Here is a 22300-nt window from a genome sequence, read left to right as displayed (position 1 = left end):
AGCCTTCAAAGGGAATGATATACTGTTATATGAATTTGTTCAAAAGGAGACAACCTTGATGATGGAATACATAAAAATAAATCTTCCAGCTATGAATAGTTTTGCATCTGACTATATCACCGGAAGTATAAATAAATCTTTTACAGAGTATGATTGGAAGAATGAGAACCATATTCAAGATCGGGCGGATTGGCTAGCGGGAAGAACATACCCACGCGATGAAATGGCAACCTATATTGAGTCCTTCATGAGTAAATATGGAATATCTGAGCAAGTAAAGGAAAATATTGATGCCTTGCGTGAGGATGCTTTAGTAATCGTTGGAGGCCAGCAAGCAGGATTATTGACTGGACCGCTGTATTCTATTCATAAAATTATCTCGATTATAAAACTAGCGAAGGAACAAAGTGAAAGATTAAATAAAAGGGTCGTCCCAGTCTTCTGGATCGCTGGTGAGGACCATGATTACCAAGAGGTTAATCATGTTTACGCTGAAGAAGGACATGAATTTAAAAAAATCGTGTATCCGGAAAAACCTCTATCGAAAAAAATGATATCTGATATTGGTATGGATGTGAATACTGCAAAAGAGTGGTTGCAGGATGTATTTTCTTTATGGGGAGAAACAGAGCGTACGAACGAATTGCTGGAATGGGTGGAAAAAGCAATCGATCAATCCGAAACCATCACCGACTTTTTCGCCATTCTTATTAATGATCTTTTTAGCATGCATGGTCTCTTAATGGTGGATTCTGGTGATCCTAGCTTTAGGAAACTGGCTGGGCCTGTCTATCAGCAAATTGCGTATGAATCAGGAATTAGCAAAGCGGTGATTGAACAGCAAAATCTTTTAAAAGAAAACGGATATAATCCGATTATTGACCTTGATGAACAATGTACGAACTTATTTTATTACGAGCCTACAACTCTTAACCGGTTGCTATTAGAACGTGAAGAAGGTTCAAGTGACTTAATTGGGAAGGGTAGCGGAATTAAATTATCCCAAATAGAGCTGGATCGTTTACTATCTAAACATCCGGAGTACTTCAGTACAAATGTTGTGTCTCGTCCACTTTTACAGGAAAAAATGTTTCCTGTCTTAGGATTTATAGCTGGACCCGGCGAGATTGCCTATTGGAGTGAAATTAAACCCGCGTTTGCCATGACTGGAGAAAAGATGCCACCGATATGGCCTCGACTTTCCTTTACGTTATTGGAAGGAAATATTGAAAGATTATTAGAGGAACTTAATCTTTCCTTGGAAAAAGTTTTGAGAAAAGGCTGTTCAGAGGAGAGGGAATTCTATCTGGAAGAATTGCGTAAACAGGCTCCAGATACATATAGCAGTATAATTAAAAATCTGGAATCTGCTCATCTTACGTGGCAACAAAAAGCGGTTGATTTCGATAAAGGATTGGAACCTCTTTTCGAAAAAAATCGCCACTTGATTAAAGAACAGCTCCTTTTTATGCAGAAAAAGGTGGAGAGCCATTTAGAGAGAAAAAATGAAGAAACGATTGCAAAATACAATCGTGTCGAAAATAGTCTCCATCCGGCAGGCGGCCTGCAAGAAAGAATTCTCAATCCGTTTTACTTTTTCAATCAATATGGGACATTATGGGTTGATTGCCTCTTAGCGGAATCACTCGAATTTGATGGGTCGCATTATGTCGTAACCATATAAAGATGCTGTAAGAACTTAAGTGGAGATTTGCTTCGTTTGACAATAAATATAGAGTGAATGATGGAAGTTTTTGTCCAATTGGACTATAAAAAAACAGATAATAATATCTAGAAAAAACTGTCTTAGAAAGGCAGTTTTTTTGTTTTTATGGGATTGCCGGTGATCAAGGAATCATAGTCTGAAATTTTATTCAAATATTAAAGTTTTTTTATATAAATTGTGGTGAAAAGTGGGGCAATGTGGTACTCTAAGGTGGAGAAGTGGGGTGAAGGACATGTTCATGGGTGAATACCATCATTCAATTGATTCAAAAGGACGCATAATCATACCATCTAAATTTCGGGAAAGTTTAGGCGATATGTTTGTAATTACACGCGGCCTTGATCAATGCCTGTTTGGATATCCACTGGATGAATGGTCTCAACTTGAAGAAAAACTAAAAGGCCTTCCACTTACGAAGAAGGATGCAAGAGCATTTACCCGTTTCTTTTTTTCAGGTGCGACTGAATGTGAACTGGATAAACAGGGACGTGTGAACATCCCGGGACCACTTTTAAACTATGGAAAATTGGAAAAAGAATGCGTAGTTTTAGGAGTATCTAACCGGATAGAAATATGGAGTAAATCAATATGGGAAGAATATTTCTCGGAATCGGAAGAATCTTTCTCAGAGATTGCTGAAAATATGATTGGTTTTGATATTTAATGCGCATACTTCCTTTCAGGAAGGTGAAGAAATGTTTAATCATACGACTGTACTATTAAAAGAAGCTGTGGATGGACTAAATATAAAACCTGACGGTATCTATGTAGATTGTACCCTTGGGGGCGCAGGACACAGTGAACTAATTGCGAAGTCTTTATCCGGACAAGGAAGATTAATATCGTTTGACCAGGATGAGACTGCATTAAAGCATGCAGAGAAGAAGCTAGAGCCTTATATGGACAAAGTAACATTAATTAATAGTAATTTTGTTTATTTTGATGAAAAACTCGCTGAAATCGGTATTACAAAGATAGATGGTATTCTATACGATCTGGGTGTTTCGTCTCCTCAATTCGATACCCCGGAAAGAGGATTCAGCTATAACCACGACGCATTACTTGATATGCGAATGGATCTATCATCTCCTTTAACAGCTTATGATGTAGTGAACAGCTGGACATACGAAGAGTTGGTCCGGATATTCTTTAAGTATGGTGAAGAAAAATTTTCGAAACAAATCGCCCGCAAAATCGAACAAGCCAGAGAGATTGGGCCAATTCGTACAACCTTTGATTTGGTAGATATTATTAAGGAAGCCATACCTGCTCCAGCAAGGCGAAAAGGCGGACATCCCGCTAAGCGAATATTTCAGGCGATACGAATAGCGGTGAATGATGAACTAAGAGTTTTTGAAGTATCTTTAGAAAAAGTGCTTCCGATGCTCAATAAAGGCGGCAGAATTTCAGTGATTACGTTCCATTCGCTGGAAGACCGGATTTGCAAAAGCTTCTTTAAAGAACATTCGGAATTACCGCCAATGCCACATGGTTTGCCGATTATTCCGAAAGAATTCGAGCCAGATCTAAAGTTGATAACCAGAAAACCAATTTTACCGAGTGAAGAAGAAGTCGAAGCGAATAAAAGAGCGCGTTCAGCTAAATTAAGAATAGCAGAAAAGAAATAAATAGATTATGAAAGATTATTTAATGGGAGGGGATAAACTTGAGTAGTATAGCAAGAAAACTTCAGCAAGAGCAGCAACGTCATGTAGGAACAAAAACAAAGAAGATAAAAGTAAAAGGCGGCATTACGATTGGTGAGAAGATTCTATATTTAACATTCTCATTGTTTATCGCTTTCTTTGCTGTAAAAATCATTTCCGCGCAAGCAAATATATACTCCACTAATAATGAAATTATTGCACTTGAAAGCAAGATAGAGAACCAGGAAAAGCTTAATAAAGATTATGCAGATCAAGTGGCCGAGTTAAGTACATATGACCGAATCTGGCAAAAAGCAAAAGAATTGGGATTAACACTAAAAGATAAAAATGTTAAGGTAGTGCAAGATTAATGAGTAATCGAAAAAGCCGTAATAGGGGAGCAGCACTCTTATTTGTAATATTTGGGCTGCTTTTTTGTGTAGTATTTTTTCGCTTTTTGTATATTCAATATACTGGTGTTGCCGGGGGGCAGGAGCTTGCTGCTAAAGCGCAGGATAAGTATGAAGTCACCCGGACCTTGTCAGCACAAAGAGGAACGATTGTTGACAAAAATGGCGAGGTACTGGCAAGGGATACGTCAACCTATAAGTTAATTGCCCTCCTCAATTCATCTGTAACTGAAGATCCGAAAAAGCCTAAACATGTTGTAGATAAGGAAGAAACAGCAAGAGTATTGGCTGAGCATATTGATATGGATGAAAGCGAAATATTAAGGCGCTTGAACAAAAAGGGTCTTTATCAAACTGAATTTGGTGCTGCCGGGCGTGATTTAACCCATCAACAAAAAAATGATATCGAAGAATTAAATTTACCAGGTATCACATTTGTAAAGGATACCAAGAGATTTTATCCGAATGGAGTCTTCTCCTCACATGTAATAGGATTTGTAGAGAATGATGAAGAAACAGGGAAAACAACTGGAGCGTTAGGACTAGAAAAAGAATTGGATAAGTATTTACAAGAGGAGGATGGATCTATCAAGTTCGAGGGTGATCTATGGCGTAATATTCTTCCTAATAAAGAGACGGTAGTGAACGATCCTTCAAATGGAGCTTCTGTTCAGCTGACGCTCGATAAAAAAATTCAAATCTTTTTAGAAGACGCAATGTCAGATGTCAATAAGAAATACAATCCAACTAAAATGATTGGTATCGTAGCAGATCCAAAGACAGGGAAAATATTAGCTATGTCACAGCGCCCTACTTTTGATTTAAACACTAGGGATGGACTTGCAGATACCTGGCAGAATCTAGCGGTTGAAGAATCCTTTGAACCTGGTTCTACCATGAAGATCTTTACATTGGCGGCTGCTGTTGAAGAAGGAGTATTTAATCCTAATGAACAATATAAATCAGGCACGTTTAAGATTAAAGGCTCTAGACCGATAAGAGACCATAACGGTGGAGCAGGGTGGGGGACGATTAGCTATCTAGAAGGGGTTCAACGTTCTTCAAATGTTGCTTTTGCTAAATTGGCTGATGAAAAAATCGGAACTGAAAAACTTTTAACATACTTTGAAAGCTTTGGTTTTGGTAAAAAAACCGGCATTGATCTACCTAGTGAAACGACCGGAAAATTTGTTTATAAATATAAATCTGAACAAATTACGACTGCCTTTGGCCAAGGGTCAACTGTTACGCCGATCCAAATGATTCAGGCAGCAACTGCCGTCGCAAATGACGGAAAAATGATGAAGCCGTATGTAGTAGAAAAAATTTCTGATTCCAACACCAATAAAGTCATAAAAGAAACGAAGCCTACCGTAGCAGGTACTCCTATTTCGAAAGAAACGGCAGCTGAGGTTCGGGATATATTGGAAACGGTCGTAACCTCGAAAAAAGGAACCGGTAAGCCATATAAATTGGATGGCTATGATGTTATAGGGAAAACGGGAACGGCTCAGATACGCAGTCAAACTGGTGCGGGCTACGCTACAGGCCATGAAAATTATTTGTTCTCTTTCTTAGGAATGGCACCGAAGGATAATCCTGAAGTTGTGGTATATGTCGCCATCCAACAGCCGCAGATTAGCGAAAGTGAATCTGGCTCAGCTCCAGTATCCCAAGTATTTAACTCGGTGATGGAAAATACATTAAAGTACTTAAATATTAAGTCAGATAATACAAAGAAAAAATCAACGAGTAAAGTTCCAGAATTAAAAGAAACGAATGTTGAAACTGCTAAGACTAAGGTTGAAGAGCTTGGACTAACTCCTGTTGTTATAGGGAACGGAATGAGTGTTTCTAAACAATCGCCAAGTGCAGGATCTCAGATTATACAAGGAGAGAAAGTTCTTCTTCTGACTGATGGCGATTTAACAGTTCCTGATTTTTCAGGATGGTCAATTAGGGATGTTATGAAGGCAGCTTCCTTAATGGATGTAGAGTTAAATAACTCAGGCTCCGGGTATGCTGTTACTCAAAAACCAAAAGCAGGCACAAAAATGAAGGATGATGCTTTCCTGGTTGTTCAATTTGAGAATCCTAAAACCATTTATGAAAAATCAAAAGAGAATAGCTCCAAAACTAAGGATGAGGAAGTAGAATCCGATTAGATTTATTTATGAGCCTGATAGCTTTTATAGCTGTCAGGCTCTTTTTTTCTTTTGATAATGCATAGACATAAAAGAAAGGGTACAAGCATACAGTGAAAAAGAGTCGTGCATTGGAGGGATGGGCATGAGAGCAACAAATATTACTGTCCGAAAACGATTAATCGCAGCATTGTTAATTGGGTTGTTCGTATTTCTGGTGATCATCATCAGACTTGGATATGTTCAGTTTTATTTAGGAGATTTTCTGACGGGCTTAGCGAAAGATTCGTGGAGCAGAAATGTTCCATTTGAGCCGAAACGTGGAGAAATCAAGGATCGTAATGGAGTGGTTTATGCTACCAATAAATCCGCCCCTACTGTTTATATTGTCCCTCGCCAGGTGGTGAATCCAGCGGATACAGCTAAACAAATTGCCTCAGTATTGAATATGAGGACAGATAAAGCTTTTAAACTCATAACCTCAAATACGTCTATCGTAAAGATACCTGAAGGCCGAAAAATCAGCCATAATAAAGCAAAAGAAATCAGAAACTTAGATTTAAAAGGAGTGTATATTGCTGAGGACTCCATTCGTTATTATCCTAAAGGATCTACTCTGGCGCATGTTCTTGGATTTGCGGGTATCGATAATCAAGGGTTGATGGGACTTGAATTGGCCTATGATGATGAGCTGAAGGGAGAAAAAGGGTATGTAAAGTTTTATGCAGATGCAAAAGGAAAACGGATGGAGAATATGGCTGATGACTATAAAGCTCCAGCAAATGGATATGATTTGAAGTTAACAGTTGACAACAGAATACAAACGATTATCGATCGAGAACTGGAAATTGCCGAAGAAACATATAATCCCGATGGTATTGTCGCCATAGCTGTTAATCCAAATACAGGTGAAATACTTGGTATGTCAAGCAGACCCACTTTTGATCCAACAAACTTTAGAAATGTAGCACCCGAGATTTATAATCGTAATTTACCTGTGTGGAGTACGTATGAACCGGGTTCAACGTTTAAAATTATTACGCTGGCTGCGGCACTTGAAGAAGGTAAAGTGGATTTGAAAAATGACCATTTTTATGATCCGGGTTATACAAAAGTCGGCGGAGCCAGTTTAAGATGCTGGAAACGCGGTGGACATGGATCAGAAACATTCCTTGAAGTAGTACAGAACTCCTGTAACCCAGGGTTCGTTGAGCTTGGTCAAAGACTGGGAAAAGAAAAATTGTTTAATTATATTCATGACTTTGGATTTGGAGAAAAAACGGGTATTGATTTGCAGGGAGAAGGGAAAGGGATTTTATTTAATATAAATCGAGTGGGTCCGGTAGAACAGGCAACAACTGCTTTTGGACAAGGAGTCTCAGTTACGCCAATCCAACAAGTGATGGCTGTGTCGGCGGCAATTAATGGCGGAACACTTTATACCCCCTATATCGCAAAAGAAATTGTTAATCCAGCTACGGGTGAAACCATCATTAAGAAAACTCCAAAGGCGAAAAGGAATGTTATCTCAAAGGAAACATCAAAGCAAATTCGCGAAGCTCTAGAAACTGTAGTGGCACAAGGTTCAGGTAAAGGTGCATTTGTTGATGGGTATCGAGTTGGCGGGAAAACCGGTACAGCCCAGAAGGCTCAAAACGGGAGATATTTAGAAAATAATTTCATTGTCTCGTTTATCGGTTTTGCGCCAGCTGATGACCCGCAATTGGTTGTCTATTTAGCGATTGATAATCCAAAAGGAACAGTGCAATTTGGAGGGGTCGTAGCCGCTCCTATTGTTGGAAGGATCATGAAGGATAGTATGCCGGCACTTGGAATTGAGCCGCGTAAAAACCAAGTGGAGAAAGAAAAGAACTATTTAGATCCGAGAATGGAAGAAGTTCCTGATTTGATTGGAATGACATTAAAGGATTTGGGTGAGCAATACTCTACCTTCAAAGTCGAAAAGTCTGGGAGCGGAAATCGAATTGTTCAGCAATCACCGCAAGCGGGTGTCAAACTAAAAGAGGGTTCCTCGATCCGTATATATCTTGAAGAGGATGATGCAGAGGAATAATCGGTCATAAAGTGGTGCGGCTTCCAGGATATTTCTGCATTGAATTACAAATTGGCAGCTGACAAAAGTTCTATTCAGCTGCCTCTTAGTCATTTAAAAAAAGTGTAAGCGGTTATTCTTTTACCGGACTAGAAGATTATATACTTTATTATTTCTAAACGGCTAAAATTACGATACAATAGTGAAGATTGCTTTAAAAAGAAAGGAACAGTTTTATGAAACTCGATGAATTAATCTCTAGAATACCGTTTAAACAGAAACAGGGAGATGGCAACCCTCTTATTTCATCCATTGAGAATGACCACCGCAAGGTCAAGGAAGGCAGCTTGTTTATCTGTATTAAGGGATATACTGTCGACGGCCATGATCTTGCAGAAGAGGCGGTTAGAAATGGAGCAGTCGCTATTGTTGCAGAGAAGCCTCTATCACTCTCTGTACCTGTCGTAATTGTTAAAAGCACACAAAAATTAATGGCTTTACTGGCCGATTTCTTTTATGGCCATCCTACACAAAAACTTAATTTAATCGGAATTACCGGAACAAATGGAAAAACAACAATTAGTCATCTGGTAGAAAGAATATTTCAGGATGCAAACTATACAACTGGTTTAATCGGAACCATGTATACGAAGATTGGATCTGAAAAGTTCGAAACAAAAAATACAACACCTGATAGCCTAACCTTACAAAAAACCTTTGCAGATATGGTAAACAATCGTATACATACTGCAGTTATGGAAGTATCTTCGCATGCACTCGATATGGGGCGTGTATTTGGCTGTGATTACGATATTGCTGTTTTTTCAAACTTGACTCAGGACCATCTTGATTACCATGGAACAATGGATAATTACCGTTATGCAAAAAGCTTATTATTCTCCCGTTTAGGAAATACTTATCAGGATAATCAGCCGAAGTATGCCATTTTAAACGCGGATGATTCAGCATCCATCATGTTCGAAAAAGCAACTTCTGCCAGTGTCGTAACATATGGCATTATTCAAAAAGCAGATGTAAGGGCAACTGATATTATTATTACTTCAGAAGGAACAAAATTTACTTTGACAACGCCAGACCATAGCTGTCCAATAACAATTCCGATGATTGGAAAATTCAATGTATACAATTGTCTGGCTGCCATTGCTGTTGGACTTGTTTCAGGTCTTCATATCGATCAAATCTTATCGTCTTTACAGAATATTAAAGGAGTGACGGGTCGCTTTGAGCCGGTATTCGGAGGACAGGAATTTACAGTGATAGTAGATTATGCACATACACCGGATAGCTTGGAAAATGTTCTGAAGACAATCAATGAGTTTGCTTCTAAAAAAGTATATACGATTGTTGGCTGCGGTGGTGACCGTGATCGTACAAAACGTCCAATTATGGCTCGGGTAGCATGTGAATATAGTTCAAATGCCATATTCACATCTGATAATCCGAGGAGTGAAGATGCTTTATCGATCCTTTCTGATATGGAAAATGGTGTCGCCGGCTATGATTACAAAGTTATCGCAGATCGTAAGGAAGCCATTTATGATGCCGTGTTCAGTGCTGAACCTGGTGATGTAGTCCTAATTGCCGGAAAAGGTCATGAAAATTATCAGATTATTGGTAAGGAAGTTCATCATTTTGACGATAAAGAAGTCGCATTAGAAGCAATTGAACAGAAATTAAAATTGAACCGAAGAGACGAAAGGGAGTAGAACCATGTTGGAGCAAGTTTTATTTTTTACTATACTCGTATCATTCTTGATTACGGTTCTTCTCGCCCCTATTTTTATACCGTTCCTAAGACGTTTGAAATTTGGTCAGAGTATTAGAGAAGAAGGACCGAAATCCCATCAGAAAAAAACAGGTACACCTACGATGGGAGGGGTTGTATTCTTACTGTCAATCCTTGTTACAACCCTTGTAATGACTGGTAAATTTAGAGATCCGGGTACTGAAACCTATTTACTGCTATTTGTAACCATCGGTTTTGGTTTACTTGGTTTCCTGGATGATTTTATTAAAATCGTCATGAAGAGAAATCTTGGATTAACATCCAGACAAAAATTGCTTGGGCAAATAGTTATATCCTGTATCTTTTATTTCATTATGAGACAGAGCAATATGTCTACTGAAATTAGTATTCCATTGACTGATTACAGCATTGATTTTGGATGGTTTTACATCTTTATTATTATTTTCTGGTTAGTCGGTTTTTCGAATGCTGTCAATTTAACTGATGGTCTTGATGGGTTGGTATCTGGGGCTTCTGCTATCGCGTTTGGAGCATTTGCTGTATTAGCCTGGGATTTAAAAGAGTATGATATTGCTTTATTCTGTGTAGCTGTTGTCGGGGCTGTGTTGGGATTCCTGGTTTTTAATGCTCATCCTGCGAAGGTGTTTATGGGTGATACCGGATCACTTGCCTTAGGTGGAGCTATTGCGACAGTGGCGATATTGCTAAAATTAGAATTACTTCTTGTTATTATTGGCGGTGTTTTTGTTATTGAGACTTTATCCGTTATTATTCAGGTAGCTTCTTTTAAAACGACAGGTAAGCGTGTATTTAAAATGAGTCCATTACACCATCATTATGAATTAAGCGGATGGTCAGAGTGGCGTGTAGTTGTAACGTTTTGGACGGTTGGCTTGCTTTTCGCTATTTTAGGAATCTACTTAGAGGTGTGGTTATAATATGAAGCAAATAAATGATTATTTAAGAAAAAAAGTGCTTGTCCTCGGGCTGGCAAAGAGCGGGGTAAGTGCGGCTTCACTTTTGCATAAACTTGGTGCTTTTGTAACTGTAAATGATTTTAAGCCTTTGAATGAAAACCCAGAAGCTCAAGGTTTACTGGAAGAAGGTATTAAGGTCGTTTGCGGCAGCCATCCGATTGAATTATTGGATGAAGGGTTCGAGTTAATCGTAAAAAACCCGGGGATTCCATATACAAATCCGATGATACAGGAAGCACTGAAAAAGAATATAGAAATTATTACTGAAGTAGAGCTTGCTTACCGAATATCTGAGGCTCCTTTTATTGGAATAACAGGTACGAACGGAAAAACAACAACTACAACATTGATTTACGAGATGCTTGAACGCGGAGGAAAAAAGCCGCTTATAGCCGGGAATATAGGGACGGTAGCGAGCGGAGTGGCTCAGGAAGCAACGGCGGAGAATGTCATTGTTATTGAATTGTCTTCGTTTCAGTTGATGGGAATTCAAACGTTCAGACCTTATATTTCGGTCTATTTAAATCTATTTGATGCCCATTTGGATTATCATGGGACGAAAGATGAATATGCATTTGCTAAAGCACAAATAACCAAAAACCAAAAAGATACTGACTTCATCGTGTTTAATGCCAACCAGGAGCCTACTAAAAAGGCTGCAGAGGGCTCAGCTGCTATTTCAGTTCCATTTAGCACTGTATCCGTGGATGAAACAGGTGCTTACACGAAAGACGGATTTATTTGGTTCAGAGATGAAAAGATTATTGCTATAGATGAGATAGTATTGCCTGGTAAGCATAATCTCGAAAATATTTTATCCGCTGTTGCTGCTGTTAAATTATATGGTGTAGCTAATGAAGCGATTCAATATGTACTAAAAACATTCAGCGGTGTTAAACATCGTACTCAATTTGTTGCAGAAATAAATGGACGAAAATTTTATAACGATTCCAAAGCAACAAATATTCTGGCTGCATCAGCTGCTATATCATCATTTAAGAGCCCGCTGATTTTATTGGCCGGAGGCTTGGATCGAGGAAATGAATTTGATGAATTAATTCCGCTTCTCACTCATGTTAAGGCAATGATTGTTTTTGGAGAAACAGCTGAGAAATTAACGAAAACTGCACAGAAAGCAGGGATATCTATAATCAAACATGTCGATAATGTAGCTATAGCCGCCAATGAAGCATATAAACTTTCAGAAAGTGGCGATACTATTTTACTTTCACCGGCATGTGCAAGTTGGGATCAATATAAAACTTTTGAAGCCCGGGGAGACATGTTTATGGATGCCGTGCATAAGTTAAAATAGGGAGCTTGTTCGGAGAGTCAGTATTTCTCATGAAAGGCACTGCCTAAATGCAATAGAGACGATTTTGAAGTCGTCTCTTTTTGTTAGCATTTATCACGCCTGGAAATACTTCCCTAATTTAAAACGAAGAGGTGCATGGAAGTGCCTGCAAAAAAAACCACTCCTGACTTTATTTTAATCATCGCAATGTTTTCCTTGCTTTCAATAGGGCTAATCATGGTATATAGCGCCAGTGCAATATGGGCTACCTATAAATTTGATGACACCTTTTTCTTTGCAAAGAGACAATTATTATTTGCAGGTGTAGGAATTGTGGCTATGCTCGTTATTATGAATATTGATTATTGGAATTGGAGAAGATGGGCAAAGCCTTTAATCATCATTTGTTTTATTTTATTGCTGGTGGTACTCATCCCAGGAATAGGAACATTAAGAAATGGTTCGAGGAGTTGGATTGGAGTAGGGGCTTTTTCCATTCAACCTTCTGAATTTATGAAGCTGGCGATGATCGTCTTTCTTGCTAAATTTTTATCTGAAAGACAAAAGTACATAACTTCTTTTAAAAAAGGATTAGCCCCCTCTTTAGGTCTTGTCTTTTTAGCATTTGGGTTAATTATGATGCAGCCGGATCTTGGAACAGGAACTGTAATGGTAGGAACATGTATAGCGATGATTTTTATTGCAGGTGCCAGGATAAGCCACTTCGTAGGTCTTGGGATGCTTGGGGTTGCTGGCTTTGTTATACTTGTTATATCCGCACCTTACCGGATGAAGAGAATTACATCATTTCTTGACCCTTGGCAGGATCCTCTTGGAAGTGGATTTCAAATCATTCAGTCACTCTATGCTATCGGACCTGGCGGTTTGTTTGGGCTTGGTCTGGGCCAAAGCAGACAAAAGTTCTTCTATTTGCCTGAACCGCAAACAGATTTCATCTTTGCTATTCTCTCCGAAGAATTGGGTTTTATAGGTGGTTCGCTTGTTATACTATTATTCTCTCTCTTACTATGGAGAGGTATCAGAATTGCGCTTGGAGCACCTGATTTATTTGGATCCTTTTTAGCGGTTGGCATCATCATTATGATTGCTATACAGGTGATGATCAATATTGGTGTTGTGACAGGACTTATGCCAGTTACTGGGATTACATTACCGTTTTTAAGCTATGGAGGTTCTTCGTTAACCTTGATGTTAATGGCGGTTGGTGTATTGCTGAATATAAGCAGGTATTCTAATTATTAGAGTGCCATGAAGCTGATTCATTTAGCTTCTTTTTTTTTACAGATTATCATTATTTAAGTATAATGGTATTTTTAAGTAATATATATAATGAAGAACCTATGTAAACCTGGTTTAGAGTGTAGTAGAATATGGGTAAATCAAATAGTTAGAAACAATGTATGTAAAGTGAAAGGTGAATCAATCATGAAAATAGTATTAAGTGGTGGAGGTACGGGAGGACATATTTATCCTGCACTGGCCATGGCAAGAGAAATTAAGAAGTTAAATCCGGAGGCATCTTTTCTATATATAGGTACCGAAAAAGGATTAGAAAAAGACCTCGTCAGTCGAGAGGGTCTTGATTTTAAAGCGATTGAGATTACAGGATTTAAACGATCTTTAAGCTTAGAAAATGTCAAAACTATATGGCGCTTCTTAAAAGGTGTTTCAAACAGCAAAAAACTATTAAAAGAGTTTAAGCCAGATGTCGTCATCGGAACCGGCGGTTATGTATGTGGACCGGTTGTTTATGCAGCGTCCAAAATGAAAATTCCAACGATTATACATGAACAAAATAGCGTACCAGGTTTAACAAATAAATTTTTAAGTCGATATGTTAATAAAGTGGCTATAAGCTTTGAAGAGGCTCGGCAATATTTCCCGAAGGAAAAAGTAGTCTTTACAGGAAATCCGAGGGGTTCAGAGGTTGTGTCACATATTGGCTCAAATGCAATCCAGCAACTAGGGATTAAGAAAGGCATTCCTTCTGTGCTCATATTCGGAGGAAGTCGTGGAGCAAAAGCAATTAATGAAGCTGTTTTAAAAAATATTGAAGTATTAAAGGATAAACCATATCAAATTATTTATATAACTGGTGATGTTCATTATCAATCTGTAAAAGAAGAGCTCGATTTAGTAGGAACTCCGGATAATGTCATTGTAAAACCGTTTATACACAATATGCCAGAAATACTGCCTTCAGTTGATTTGGTTGTATCGCGAGCAGGAGCGACCACTTTGGCTGAATTAACAGCATTGGGAATAGCCAGTATCCTGATTCCAAGTCCATATGTAACGAATAATCATCAGGAAAAGAACGCGCAGGCTTTAGTACAAAAAGGGGCAGCAACCATGATAAAAGAAAGTGAATTAAATGGGGTCACCTTAATAAAAGCGATTGATGAAATTATGCTCGATACAGATAGGATTGAATCTATGAAGAAGTCAGCGAAGCAAATGGGTATACCTGATTCAGCTGAGCGGTTGTTGAAAATCATGCAGGATCTGCAGTAAATAAAACGAATTAAAAATCAAAAAATGTATAGAAAAATTTTTCGGGTATGGAAGATAACATGCATGGCTATCGTTTGATGACTTAGATTTATGTCATGTTCTAATCATCATTAAAGGATTTATTAGATATGCCGGCTTTACCGAATGATGGTCTGCTAAGATAAATCAGTACATGATCCCTTCCGATTCATCATAATCCAATCGTCTAAGTTTTTTAAAACGATGGGATCGGAAGCGGATTTCTAGATTCATCCTATAAAAAAAGCAGAAAAAAATAAGAGATAATATGTTATAATTTTCTCATAATTGATGTGTTGTCTATCAATTTTTGGTAAATATCTTCTTTGAAACTTGAAAAATAAAATCTTCTTCTATCGATATAATTTCGCAATATATCATGGTGAGTATTTTATTATGTATATGTAAAACGACGAGGGTATGCAGATTCTTAGTTGTTGGTTAAATGAGGTGTTTGTATTGGATAAGAATTTGGTATCTCTTGAAGATCGAATTCCTAAATTGAAACAGATGAGAAAAAAGAAAGCAAATAGGCGCCTAATCGGGCTGTTAACGATTTTCTTTTTACTTATATTCAGTATTATCTATTTGCAATCTCCATTAAGTCGAATCCAATCTATACAAGTGGAAGGCAATGCGTATTTGACAGATAAAGAAATCATTGAGCAAAGCGGTTTGGAAGTAGATGATAATATTTGGGAGATTAAAGCTAACAAAATTGAAAAAACGATCAAAAAACATCCCGAGATTGAGGATGTCAGATTAAAAAAAGGATTTCCCAACCATATAACATTAGAAGTCAGTGAGTATAAATACACCGCTTATGTACAAAAGGGAAAGGAATATTATCCGATATTATCAAATGGTAAGATATTGGACAAGAAGCTAAGCCATATTCCTGATTCGGGCCCTTTACTCGTTTCATTTAAAGAAGGGAAACCTTTGTCAATCGTTATTGATCAGCTTGAAGAAATGTCCGAGGATGTGATGAACTCAATATCAGAGATTCACCATAATCCATCTAAGACGGATAAAACGAAAGTCACTCTTTACATGAATGACGGTTTTGAAGTAACAGCGAGTGGAGAAACTCTTGCTGATAAACTGGTGCATTATGCTGCAATTGTGAGTCAATTAGAGGAAGGCAGCAAAGGGGTTATCGATCTCGAGGTTGGTTCATATTTCCATTCTTATTAGATTCATAATGAAGAATTTCGAAGAATTATAATTAGAAACATTAAAAGAATCATAGGATGTAAATTTTCAGCCAATTAGGACATACCGTATTATTTCAGTAGCTTAATTTTCTAAAATAAAACAGAATGAATTGGTCGGATGTGAGAAAATTCTTTTTTTATATGATATATGCTACAAATTTGACTTTTCTAGGCGTTCATATTGGTGTAGACTTGTAGTTAATAAGGTAATATGAAGTAACAAATTGTTTTTCTGAAATATTTCTTATCATTAAAAAACAGACATTCTTTATACATCCTGATAATTTACATGAAATAACAGGATAATAAAGGGTTTTGGCGAATAGTTGTTTTGTAGGGTTTCAAAAAGCTCAAACATAATATAGATAGCTATTGAAGGAGGTGCCAAAGGGTGCACAACAATGAAATTTATGTTAGCCTTGACATCGGTACATCCACTGTGAAAGTGATAATAGGAGAAATGGAAAATGACTCCTTGAACATAATCGGTGTGGGTAATGCAGCATCTGAAGGCTTGAAAAAAGGTCAGATTGTTGATATAGATGAAACTGTCAAATCCATTCGAAAAGCAGTTGAACAAGCTGAAAGAATGGTAGGTATGGAGATTCGTAAAGTGATTGTCGGAATCAGCGCCAATCATATTATGCTTCAGCCATGCCATGGGGTAGTCGCTGTATCCAATGACAATCGGGAGATTACAGAAGAGGATAAAACTCGTGTTAGAGAACAGGCGGAATTAGTCACAATTCCTTCTGATCGAGAAATTATTGATGTTATTCCTGTTCATTACAAAGTGGATGAAATAGATGAAATCAGCGACCCAAAAGGTATGACTGGAGTTCGCCTTGAAATGAGGGGCGTATTAATTACCGGACTAAGAACCATTTTACATAATACCCTTCGCGCTGTAGAACGTGCAGGATTAGAAATAACTGATATTGCATTGCAGCCTATGGCGGCCGGCTCACTTGTTTTATCCAAGGATGAGCGTAATCTTGGAATAGCCCTAGTTGATATAGGCGGCGGTTCTACACAGGTCGCTGTATTTGAAGATGGGGAGTTAAAAGGAGCTACAGTTATCCCGCTTGGCGGAAATAATATTACAAAAGATATCAGTATTGTGTTAAAAACACCAACAGATGTATCCGAACAAATTAAAGTTAGACATGGCCATGCATTTATTGATGATGATGCGGAAGAAGAAACATTTACAGTGCCGGTGATTGGCAGTGAAAAACAACAGACCTGCAATCAATTTATTGTATCTGATATTATGGAAGATAGATTAACAGAAATCTTTGAAATGGTAGAAGATGCTATAGTAAATATGGGTGTAACTGATTTACTTGGGGGATATGTTCTCACTGGTGGAGTAGTAAAAACCCCTGGTATACTGGATTTAGCACAAAATATCCTGCAAAATCGCGTTCGTGGAGCGGAACCAAATTACATAGGTGTCAGAGAACCTCAGTACACAACTTCTGTTGGTCTTATCACATATGCTTGTAACAAAGCCAGATCGCAAGGCTTGAAGTTAGGAGCGCATACTGTTGCTGCTACCAGAGAAACAACAGAAAAGCGTCCGGCTCAAAAACCAGCTCCAAAAGAAAAAGCACCAAAAAATCCGGAAGATAAAGTGAGTACAAAAATGAAAAAATTCTTCGGAGTATTTTTCGAATAAGGGAAACACTTTACCGAAAATAATAGGAGGACTTTCCATGCTAGAATTTGATACAAATATTGATTCGTTAGCAACGATAAAAGTAATCGGAGTAGGGGGCGGCGGAAATAACGCCGTTAACCGAATGATTGAACACGGCTTACAAGGGGTAGAATTCATTGCGGTTAACACAGATGCCCAAGCTTTGAATCTATCAAAAGCTGAAATAAAAATGCAAATAGGCGGTAAATTGACACGTGGACTTGGCGCTGGCGCCAATCCGGATGTTGGAAAAAAAGCTGCAGAAGAAAGTAAGGAACAAATTGAGCAAGCCCTTCAAGGAGCAGATATGGTATTTGTTACAGCCGGTATGGGCGGTGGTACCGGAACAGGAGCTGCTCCAGTTGTAGCTCAGATTGCCCGTGAGTTGGGTGCCCTGACGGTTGGTGTAGTGACAAGGCCATTTACATTCGAAGGCCGTAAGCGTTCCACGCAGGCTCAGGGTGGAATTGCTGCTATGAAAGAATCTGTTGATACTTTAATTGTTATTCCAAATGATCGATTATTAGAAATCGTTGATAAAAGTACACCAATGCTTGAAGCCTTCCGTGAAGCAGATAATGTTTTAAGACAAGGTGTACAAGGTATTTCTGACTTAATCGCAGTACCAGGATTAATTAACCTTGACTTTGCAGATGTGAAAACAATTATGTCCAATAAAGGATCCGCTTTAATGGGAATCGGGGTGGCATCAGGTGAAAGCCGTGCTGCAGAAGCGGCTAAAAAAGCTATCTCCAGTCCATTGCTTGAAACATCAATTGATGGTGCTCAAGGTGTGTTAATGAACATCACAGGAGGAACGAACTTAAGCTTATTCGAAGTTCAGGAAGCTGCTGATATTGTAGCATCAGCCTCCGATCAGGAAGTAAATATGATTTTTGGATCTGTTATTAATGAGAATTTAAAAGATGAAATTGTAGTAACTGTGATTGCGACTGGATTCAATGAAATTGAACAACAACGTCCAGCGGCAAGACCGAACTTTGGCCAATCACGACCTGCTCCTCAAACGAATCCGAATCCGATCAAGCGCGAAGTACCTAAGCGTGAAGAATCTTATACTTCAGAACCTAGCAGAAACAATCAAGTGAGCAGCAATACTGATGATACACTTGATATTCCTACGTTCTTAAGAAATCGTAATCGTCGTAGATAATATAATTCATAGAGGAAGATGATGATGTAATGGTAAATTACTCGTCATCTTCTTTTTTGTTTGTATAGATATTTATTACCAGCTGGTTTGTAGAAAAAGGCTAAAGGGTTATTAGCTTGTCCTATGAATTTAGTTGGATGGTATCTATTTTCAAACATTTTAATTACAGGCCTGTTTGATTGTTTTAATTCGTTTTTCCACTTCGGTAGTTCTGCTAATTAAAGTAAATATGACCATGAAAATTTTGCAGTAAACCATCGACAAATATTGATGAAAATATAAATAAAAAACGGTTGCACTCTTTACACGAAGTGACAACCTTTTGGATTACGTCAGGTTATAATTTTTCATATGTTCTATTAAAAAAAGTATGGGGAAACAATATGACTATTTATATTGATGCCATTTGGTTTCTCAATTGGATCTTTGATACAAGTATACTGGTCTGGACTGCAGTTTTATTAAAAAACCATATAAAATGGATTAGAATGCTGGCAGGAGGGTTAGTGGGATCTATGGTTGTTTGGCTATATATCACACCCTATTCCTATTTGGCAGATCAAATCTGGCTGAAATGCATGGTTTCTATTTTGATGGTTTTAACTGCATTTGGTTTTAGAAGTATTCGAGCATTTTTAAAAAGAGTAGTAACTTTATATGCGGTGACCTTTACCATTGGCGGGATCCTCTTAGGCAGTCACTATTTTTTTAGTTTTAAAGTGACTGAATATTTCAACGGTTTTGCAAGTGGAGCAGGAAGCTTTGGTGACCCGGTCAGTTGGATTTTTGTTATGATTGGATTTCCGTTGGCTTGGCATTTTTCAAAAAAGCATATTAACATCCTTGATCTTGCCAAATGGAATAAAGAGCAGAGGGTGACAATGGTTGTAGAAATTAATGGCGTCTCATTTGAATCAGAAGGGCTTGTTGACACAGGAAACCAATTACTCGATCCGATATCAGGTTCGCCTGTAGCAATTATTTCACTCTATGGCAGGGAAACAATGATACCTGCGCCTGTATCTAAGTTGATTGATAAAGGTATACAGAATATGAATGTCGATTTTGCTGATCTCCCTGATGAGTGGCAAGAAAAAATGAGAATTATTCCATGTAAGGTTGTTGGCAATGACAGTCAATTGTTAATTGCGTTTAAACCAGATGCCCTATCCATAAAAGCAGCGAATGAATGCCGCGAGGTTCAAAAATGTTTAATTTCTTTTACCATGCAGCAATTATCAGGAGAAGGGCTTTTCGATTCCATTGTTCATCCAAAAATGGTACCGGCCGGTGATTCAGCATCTGCCTCTTAATGTAATAATCACTATACTCATTTCAAGAAGAAAATAGACGTTAAAGGATTAGGAAAGGGGTTAAACAATTGAGAAATTTCCGCTTTAGACTATCCTATTATTGGACAAAAGTTTTAGTGAAATTAAGGCTCAAGTCAGATGAAGTATATTATATTGGCGGCAGCGAGGCTCTTCCACCGCCACTAAGTAAGGAAGAGGAAGAAATATTAATTCATAAACTGCCTGCTGGTGATGAAACAGCAAGATCTATGCTAATTGAACGAAATCTTCGTTTAGTTGTATACATAGCACGCAAATTCGAGAATACGGGTATTAACATTGAAGATTTAATCAGTATAGGCACAATCGGACTTATTAAAGCTGTGAATACCTTTAATCCAGAAAAAAAAATAAAGCTTGCGACATACGCATCAAGATGTATTGAAAATGAAATTTTAATGTATTTACGACGAAACAGTAAAACGCGTTCCGAAGTCTCATTTGATGAACCTCTGAATATTGATTGGGATGGGAATGAACTACTCTTATCAGATGTATTGGGAACCGATGATGATATCATCACAAAAAATTTAGAGACAAGTATTGATAAAAAACTTTTGGCTAAAGCACTCGAACAATTGAATGATCGTGAGAAGCAGATTATGGAACTAAGATTTGGTCTTGTTGGTGGAGAGGAAAAGACACAAAAGGATGTTGCTGATTTACTGGGGATATCGCAATCCTATATCTCCCGTCTTGAAAAGCGAATTATAAAAAGACTTAGAAAAGAATTTAATAAAATGGTTTAAGAAAGGTGTAAAAAATATTTAGTCGTATAAAAGCTTTATGAATCAGGGGATTTTCATTTAGTCACTATACGGAAATAATTTTTATATGCATATAATTCCCTCCTGCGGAGATACTTTACTTTGTACAGCAGCTCCTGCTAGGAGGGAATGGATTGACACGAAACAAAGTAGAAATATGTGGTGTGGATACATCAAAATTACCTGTTTTAAAAAATGATGAAATGCGAGAGTTGTTTAAACAGATGCAATCTGGAGAATCATCATCAGCACGGGAGAAGTTGGTTAATGGTAATCTTAGACTTGTCCTAAGTGTCATTCAGCGCTTTAATAACAGGGGTGAGTATGTTGATGACCTCTTCCAGGTTGGATGCATTGGTTTAATGAAATCGATTGACAACTTTGACTTAAGTCAGAATGTAAAATTTTCTACGTATGCTGTACCAATGATCATTGGGGAAATTCGCCGTTATTTACGGGATAATAATCCGATTAGGGTTTCCAGATCGTTGAGAGATATTGCATACAAGGCTTTACAGGTCAGAGAGAGACTGATGAGTGAAACATCGAGAGAACCGACATCTGAAGAAATTGCAAAAGCTCTTGATGTTACGTATGAAGAGGTAGTATTTGCACTAGATGCAATCCAGGACCCGGTGTCATTATTTGAACCTATCTACAATGATGGAGGCGATCCGATCTTTGTAATGGATCAGCTCAGTGATGAGAAGAGTAAAGATAGCACATGGATTAATGAGATTGCATTAAAAGATGGCATGCGCAGGTTAAATGAGCGTGAGAAAATGATCCTTAAGAAACGTTTCTTCCAAGGGAAAACGCAAATGGAAGTTGCTGAGGAAATCGGTATTTCACAGGCACAGGTATCCCGCTTGGAAAAAGCGGCTATTCGCCAAATGAATAAAAATATCTAGCTGCTGATTAATGAACTTATAATTAAATATGTATTGCCCTTAAGCTATCCTCGTTTGCAGGATAGTTTTTATTTGTATGTAGGAATATTTATAATAACGGGTGGCTCCGGTTTTGAAAAAGGGAACTAAAAAAACCCTGCAGCACTTACATCTGTTATTTAAGATTTTAGGGTTATATAGATGGCCAGATATGAAAGAATATCGAAAATGAAAATCTGTTTTATTAAACGTTCAAGATTTGATGGATAAGAGTGCCGGAGAGAGAAGTTCTTTATTGTTCTTTCCATTCATATAATGCCTGTAACTACAGATCCCGAGTGGAGGAGATAGAGCATGATTAAAATTTCTGAGTTACAAGTCAAAGATATCGTAAATACATTCGATGGAAAACGATTGGGAAATGTTGAAGATATAGAAATTAATCTAAGTACTGGGAAAATAGAAAGTATAACGGTAGCAAACAGTAAAATGCTTTCGTTTTTAAATAAAGAGGAAGACACTGTCATTCCGTGGTATAAAATTAAAATGATTGGAGAAGATGTGATTCTTGTGGAATACAAGGGATACGGAAGTTTTAATGAATAGAAGAAAATTATGCGGGATTAT

At 37.8% G+C, this 22300-nt stretch carries 18 protein-coding genes; all 18 read left to right on the top strand.

Going from position 1 to position 22300, the window contains the following annotated elements:
* Nucleotides 1-58: 58 nt before the first annotated feature.
* The 18 genes from bshC to AC4D4B_RS10520 all read left to right on the top strand — a co-directional run bounded on the left by bshC (nucleotide 59) and on the right by AC4D4B_RS10520 (nucleotide 22279).
* Nucleotides 59-1684, top strand: a complete 1626-nt coding sequence (bshC, locus tag AC4D4B_RS10605; protein ID WP_490999890.1) for a bacillithiol biosynthesis cysteine-adding enzyme BshC — start codon at nucleotides 59-61, stop codon at nucleotides 1682-1684.
* A 274-nt stretch (nucleotides 1685-1958) separates the two neighbouring features.
* On the top strand, nucleotides 1959-2390 hold the full coding sequence (gene mraZ / locus AC4D4B_RS10600; protein ID WP_066102303.1) for a division/cell wall cluster transcriptional repressor MraZ: 432 nt from the start codon (nucleotides 1959-1961) through the stop codon (nucleotides 2388-2390).
* 31 nt (nucleotides 2391-2421) lie between these two features.
* Nucleotides 2422-3354, top strand: coding sequence for a 16S rRNA (cytosine(1402)-N(4))-methyltransferase RsmH (gene rsmH / locus AC4D4B_RS10595; RefSeq protein WP_490995966.1), 933 nt, complete (start codon nucleotides 2422-2424; stop codon nucleotides 3352-3354).
* A gap of 38 nt (nucleotides 3355-3392) precedes the next feature.
* The gene (gene ftsL, locus AC4D4B_RS10590; RefSeq protein ID WP_490995965.1) at nucleotides 3393-3743 is read left to right on the top strand and encodes a cell division protein FtsL; all 351 of its coding nucleotides are present in this window, start codon (nucleotides 3393-3395) and stop codon (nucleotides 3741-3743) included.
* The gene (locus AC4D4B_RS10585; protein WP_490995964.1) at nucleotides 3743-5947 is read left to right on the top strand and encodes a penicillin-binding protein; all 2205 of its coding nucleotides are present in this window, start codon (nucleotides 3743-3745) and stop codon (nucleotides 5945-5947) included. The genes ftsL and AC4D4B_RS10585 overlap by 1 nt, the downstream gene beginning before the upstream one ends.
* A gap of 124 nt (nucleotides 5948-6071) precedes the next feature.
* Nucleotides 6072-8000: a stage V sporulation protein D gene (locus tag AC4D4B_RS10580; protein ID WP_490995963.1), complete on the top strand. Its 1929-nt coding sequence runs from the start codon at nucleotides 6072-6074 to the stop codon at nucleotides 7998-8000.
* 215 nt (nucleotides 8001-8215) lie between these two features.
* Complete coding sequence (locus tag AC4D4B_RS10575; RefSeq protein ID WP_490999889.1) at nucleotides 8216-9706, top strand: UDP-N-acetylmuramoyl-L-alanyl-D-glutamate--2,6-diaminopimelate ligase; 1491 nt, start codon at nucleotides 8216-8218, stop codon at nucleotides 9704-9706.
* Nucleotides 9707-9710: 4 nt separating this feature from the next.
* Nucleotides 9711-10685, top strand: coding sequence for a phospho-N-acetylmuramoyl-pentapeptide-transferase (mraY, locus tag AC4D4B_RS10570; RefSeq protein WP_490995961.1), 975 nt, complete (start codon nucleotides 9711-9713; stop codon nucleotides 10683-10685).
* A gap of 1 nt (nucleotide 10686) precedes the next feature.
* Entirely contained in the window at nucleotides 10687-12039 is a 1353-nt protein-coding gene (gene murD / locus AC4D4B_RS10565; protein WP_490995960.1) for a UDP-N-acetylmuramoyl-L-alanine--D-glutamate ligase, read from the top strand.
* Nucleotides 12040-12180: 141 nt separating this feature from the next.
* Entirely contained in the window at nucleotides 12181-13281 is a 1101-nt protein-coding gene (gene spoVE / locus AC4D4B_RS10560; protein WP_490995959.1) for a stage V sporulation protein E, read from the top strand.
* A 183-nt stretch (nucleotides 13282-13464) separates the two neighbouring features.
* A complete protein-coding gene (gene murG / locus AC4D4B_RS10555) occupies nucleotides 13465-14553 on the top strand; it encodes an undecaprenyldiphospho-muramoylpentapeptide beta-N-acetylglucosaminyltransferase (protein ID WP_490995958.1) in 1089 nt (362 codons plus the stop codon).
* A gap of 468 nt (nucleotides 14554-15021) precedes the next feature.
* A complete protein-coding gene (locus tag AC4D4B_RS10550; RefSeq protein WP_490995957.1) occupies nucleotides 15022-15768 on the top strand; it encodes a cell division protein FtsQ/DivIB in 747 nt (248 codons plus the stop codon).
* A 411-nt stretch (nucleotides 15769-16179) separates the two neighbouring features.
* A complete protein-coding gene (ftsA, locus tag AC4D4B_RS10545; protein WP_139891296.1) occupies nucleotides 16180-17469 on the top strand; it encodes a cell division protein FtsA in 1290 nt (429 codons plus the stop codon).
* 37 nt (nucleotides 17470-17506) lie between these two features.
* On the top strand, nucleotides 17507-18664 hold the full coding sequence (ftsZ, locus tag AC4D4B_RS10540; protein ID WP_490995956.1) for a cell division protein FtsZ: 1158 nt from the start codon (nucleotides 17507-17509) through the stop codon (nucleotides 18662-18664).
* Nucleotides 18665-19047: 383 nt separating this feature from the next.
* Nucleotides 19048-19977, top strand: coding sequence for a sigma-E processing peptidase SpoIIGA (gene spoIIGA, locus AC4D4B_RS10535; protein WP_490995955.1), 930 nt, complete (start codon nucleotides 19048-19050; stop codon nucleotides 19975-19977).
* A 68-nt stretch (nucleotides 19978-20045) separates the two neighbouring features.
* The gene (gene sigE, locus AC4D4B_RS10530) at nucleotides 20046-20765 is read left to right on the top strand and encodes an RNA polymerase sporulation sigma factor SigE (protein ID WP_490995954.1); all 720 of its coding nucleotides are present in this window, start codon (nucleotides 20046-20048) and stop codon (nucleotides 20763-20765) included.
* 152 nt (nucleotides 20766-20917) lie between these two features.
* Nucleotides 20918-21694 carry an RNA polymerase sporulation sigma factor SigG gene (gene sigG / locus AC4D4B_RS10525; RefSeq protein WP_066100680.1) on the top strand — a complete coding sequence of 259 codons (777 nt, stop codon included), beginning with the start codon at nucleotides 20918-20920 and terminating at the stop codon, nucleotides 21692-21694.
* A 333-nt stretch (nucleotides 21695-22027) separates the two neighbouring features.
* Nucleotides 22028-22279 (top strand): YlmC/YmxH family sporulation protein, encoded by a 252-nt coding sequence (locus AC4D4B_RS10520; protein WP_066100677.1) that lies wholly within the window; start codon nucleotides 22028-22030, stop codon nucleotides 22277-22279.
* Nucleotides 22280-22300 lie beyond the last annotated feature (21 nt).

The sequence above is a fragment of the Pradoshia sp. Z6_59 genome (assembly GCF_058267515.1).
The sequence above is the reverse complement of the archived record's forward strand: the minus strand, read 5'-3'. Positions and strand labels throughout refer to the sequence as shown.

Bases quoted from the DNA above. Each gene is read 5' to 3' on its own strand.
- spoIIGA (WP_490995955.1), top strand. From the start codon at position 19,048: ATGACTATTTATATTGATGCCATTTGGTTTCTCAATTGGATCTTTGAT.
- murG (WP_490995958.1), top strand. From the start codon at position 13,465: ATGAAAATAGTATTAAGTGGTGGAGGTACGGGAGGACATATTTATCCT.
- ftsZ (WP_490995956.1), top strand. From the start codon at position 17,507: ATGCTAGAATTTGATACAAATATTGATTCGTTAGCAACGATAAAAGTA.
- murD (WP_490995960.1), top strand. From the start codon at position 10,687: ATGAAGCAAATAAATGATTATTTAAGAAAAAAAGTGCTTGTCCTCGGG.
- mraY (WP_490995961.1), top strand. From the start codon at position 9,711: ATGTTGGAGCAAGTTTTATTTTTTACTATACTCGTATCATTCTTGATT.
- AC4D4B_RS10585 (WP_490995964.1), top strand. From the start codon at position 3,743: ATGAGTAATCGAAAAAGCCGTAATAGGGGAGCAGCACTCTTATTTGTA.
- rsmH (WP_490995966.1), top strand. From the start codon at position 2,422: ATGTTTAATCATACGACTGTACTATTAAAAGAAGCTGTGGATGGACTA.
- bshC (WP_490999890.1), top strand. From the start codon at position 59: ATGATGGAATACATAAAAATAAATCTTCCAGCTATGAATAGTTTTGCA.
- AC4D4B_RS10520 (WP_066100677.1), top strand. From the start codon at position 22,028: ATGATTAAAATTTCTGAGTTACAAGTCAAAGATATCGTAAATACATTC.
- mraZ (WP_066102303.1), top strand. From the start codon at position 1,959: ATGTTCATGGGTGAATACCATCATTCAATTGATTCAAAAGGACGCATA.
- AC4D4B_RS10575 (WP_490999889.1), top strand. From the start codon at position 8,216: ATGAAACTCGATGAATTAATCTCTAGAATACCGTTTAAACAGAAACAG.
- AC4D4B_RS10580 (WP_490995963.1), top strand. From the start codon at position 6,072: ATGAGAGCAACAAATATTACTGTCCGAAAACGATTAATCGCAGCATTG.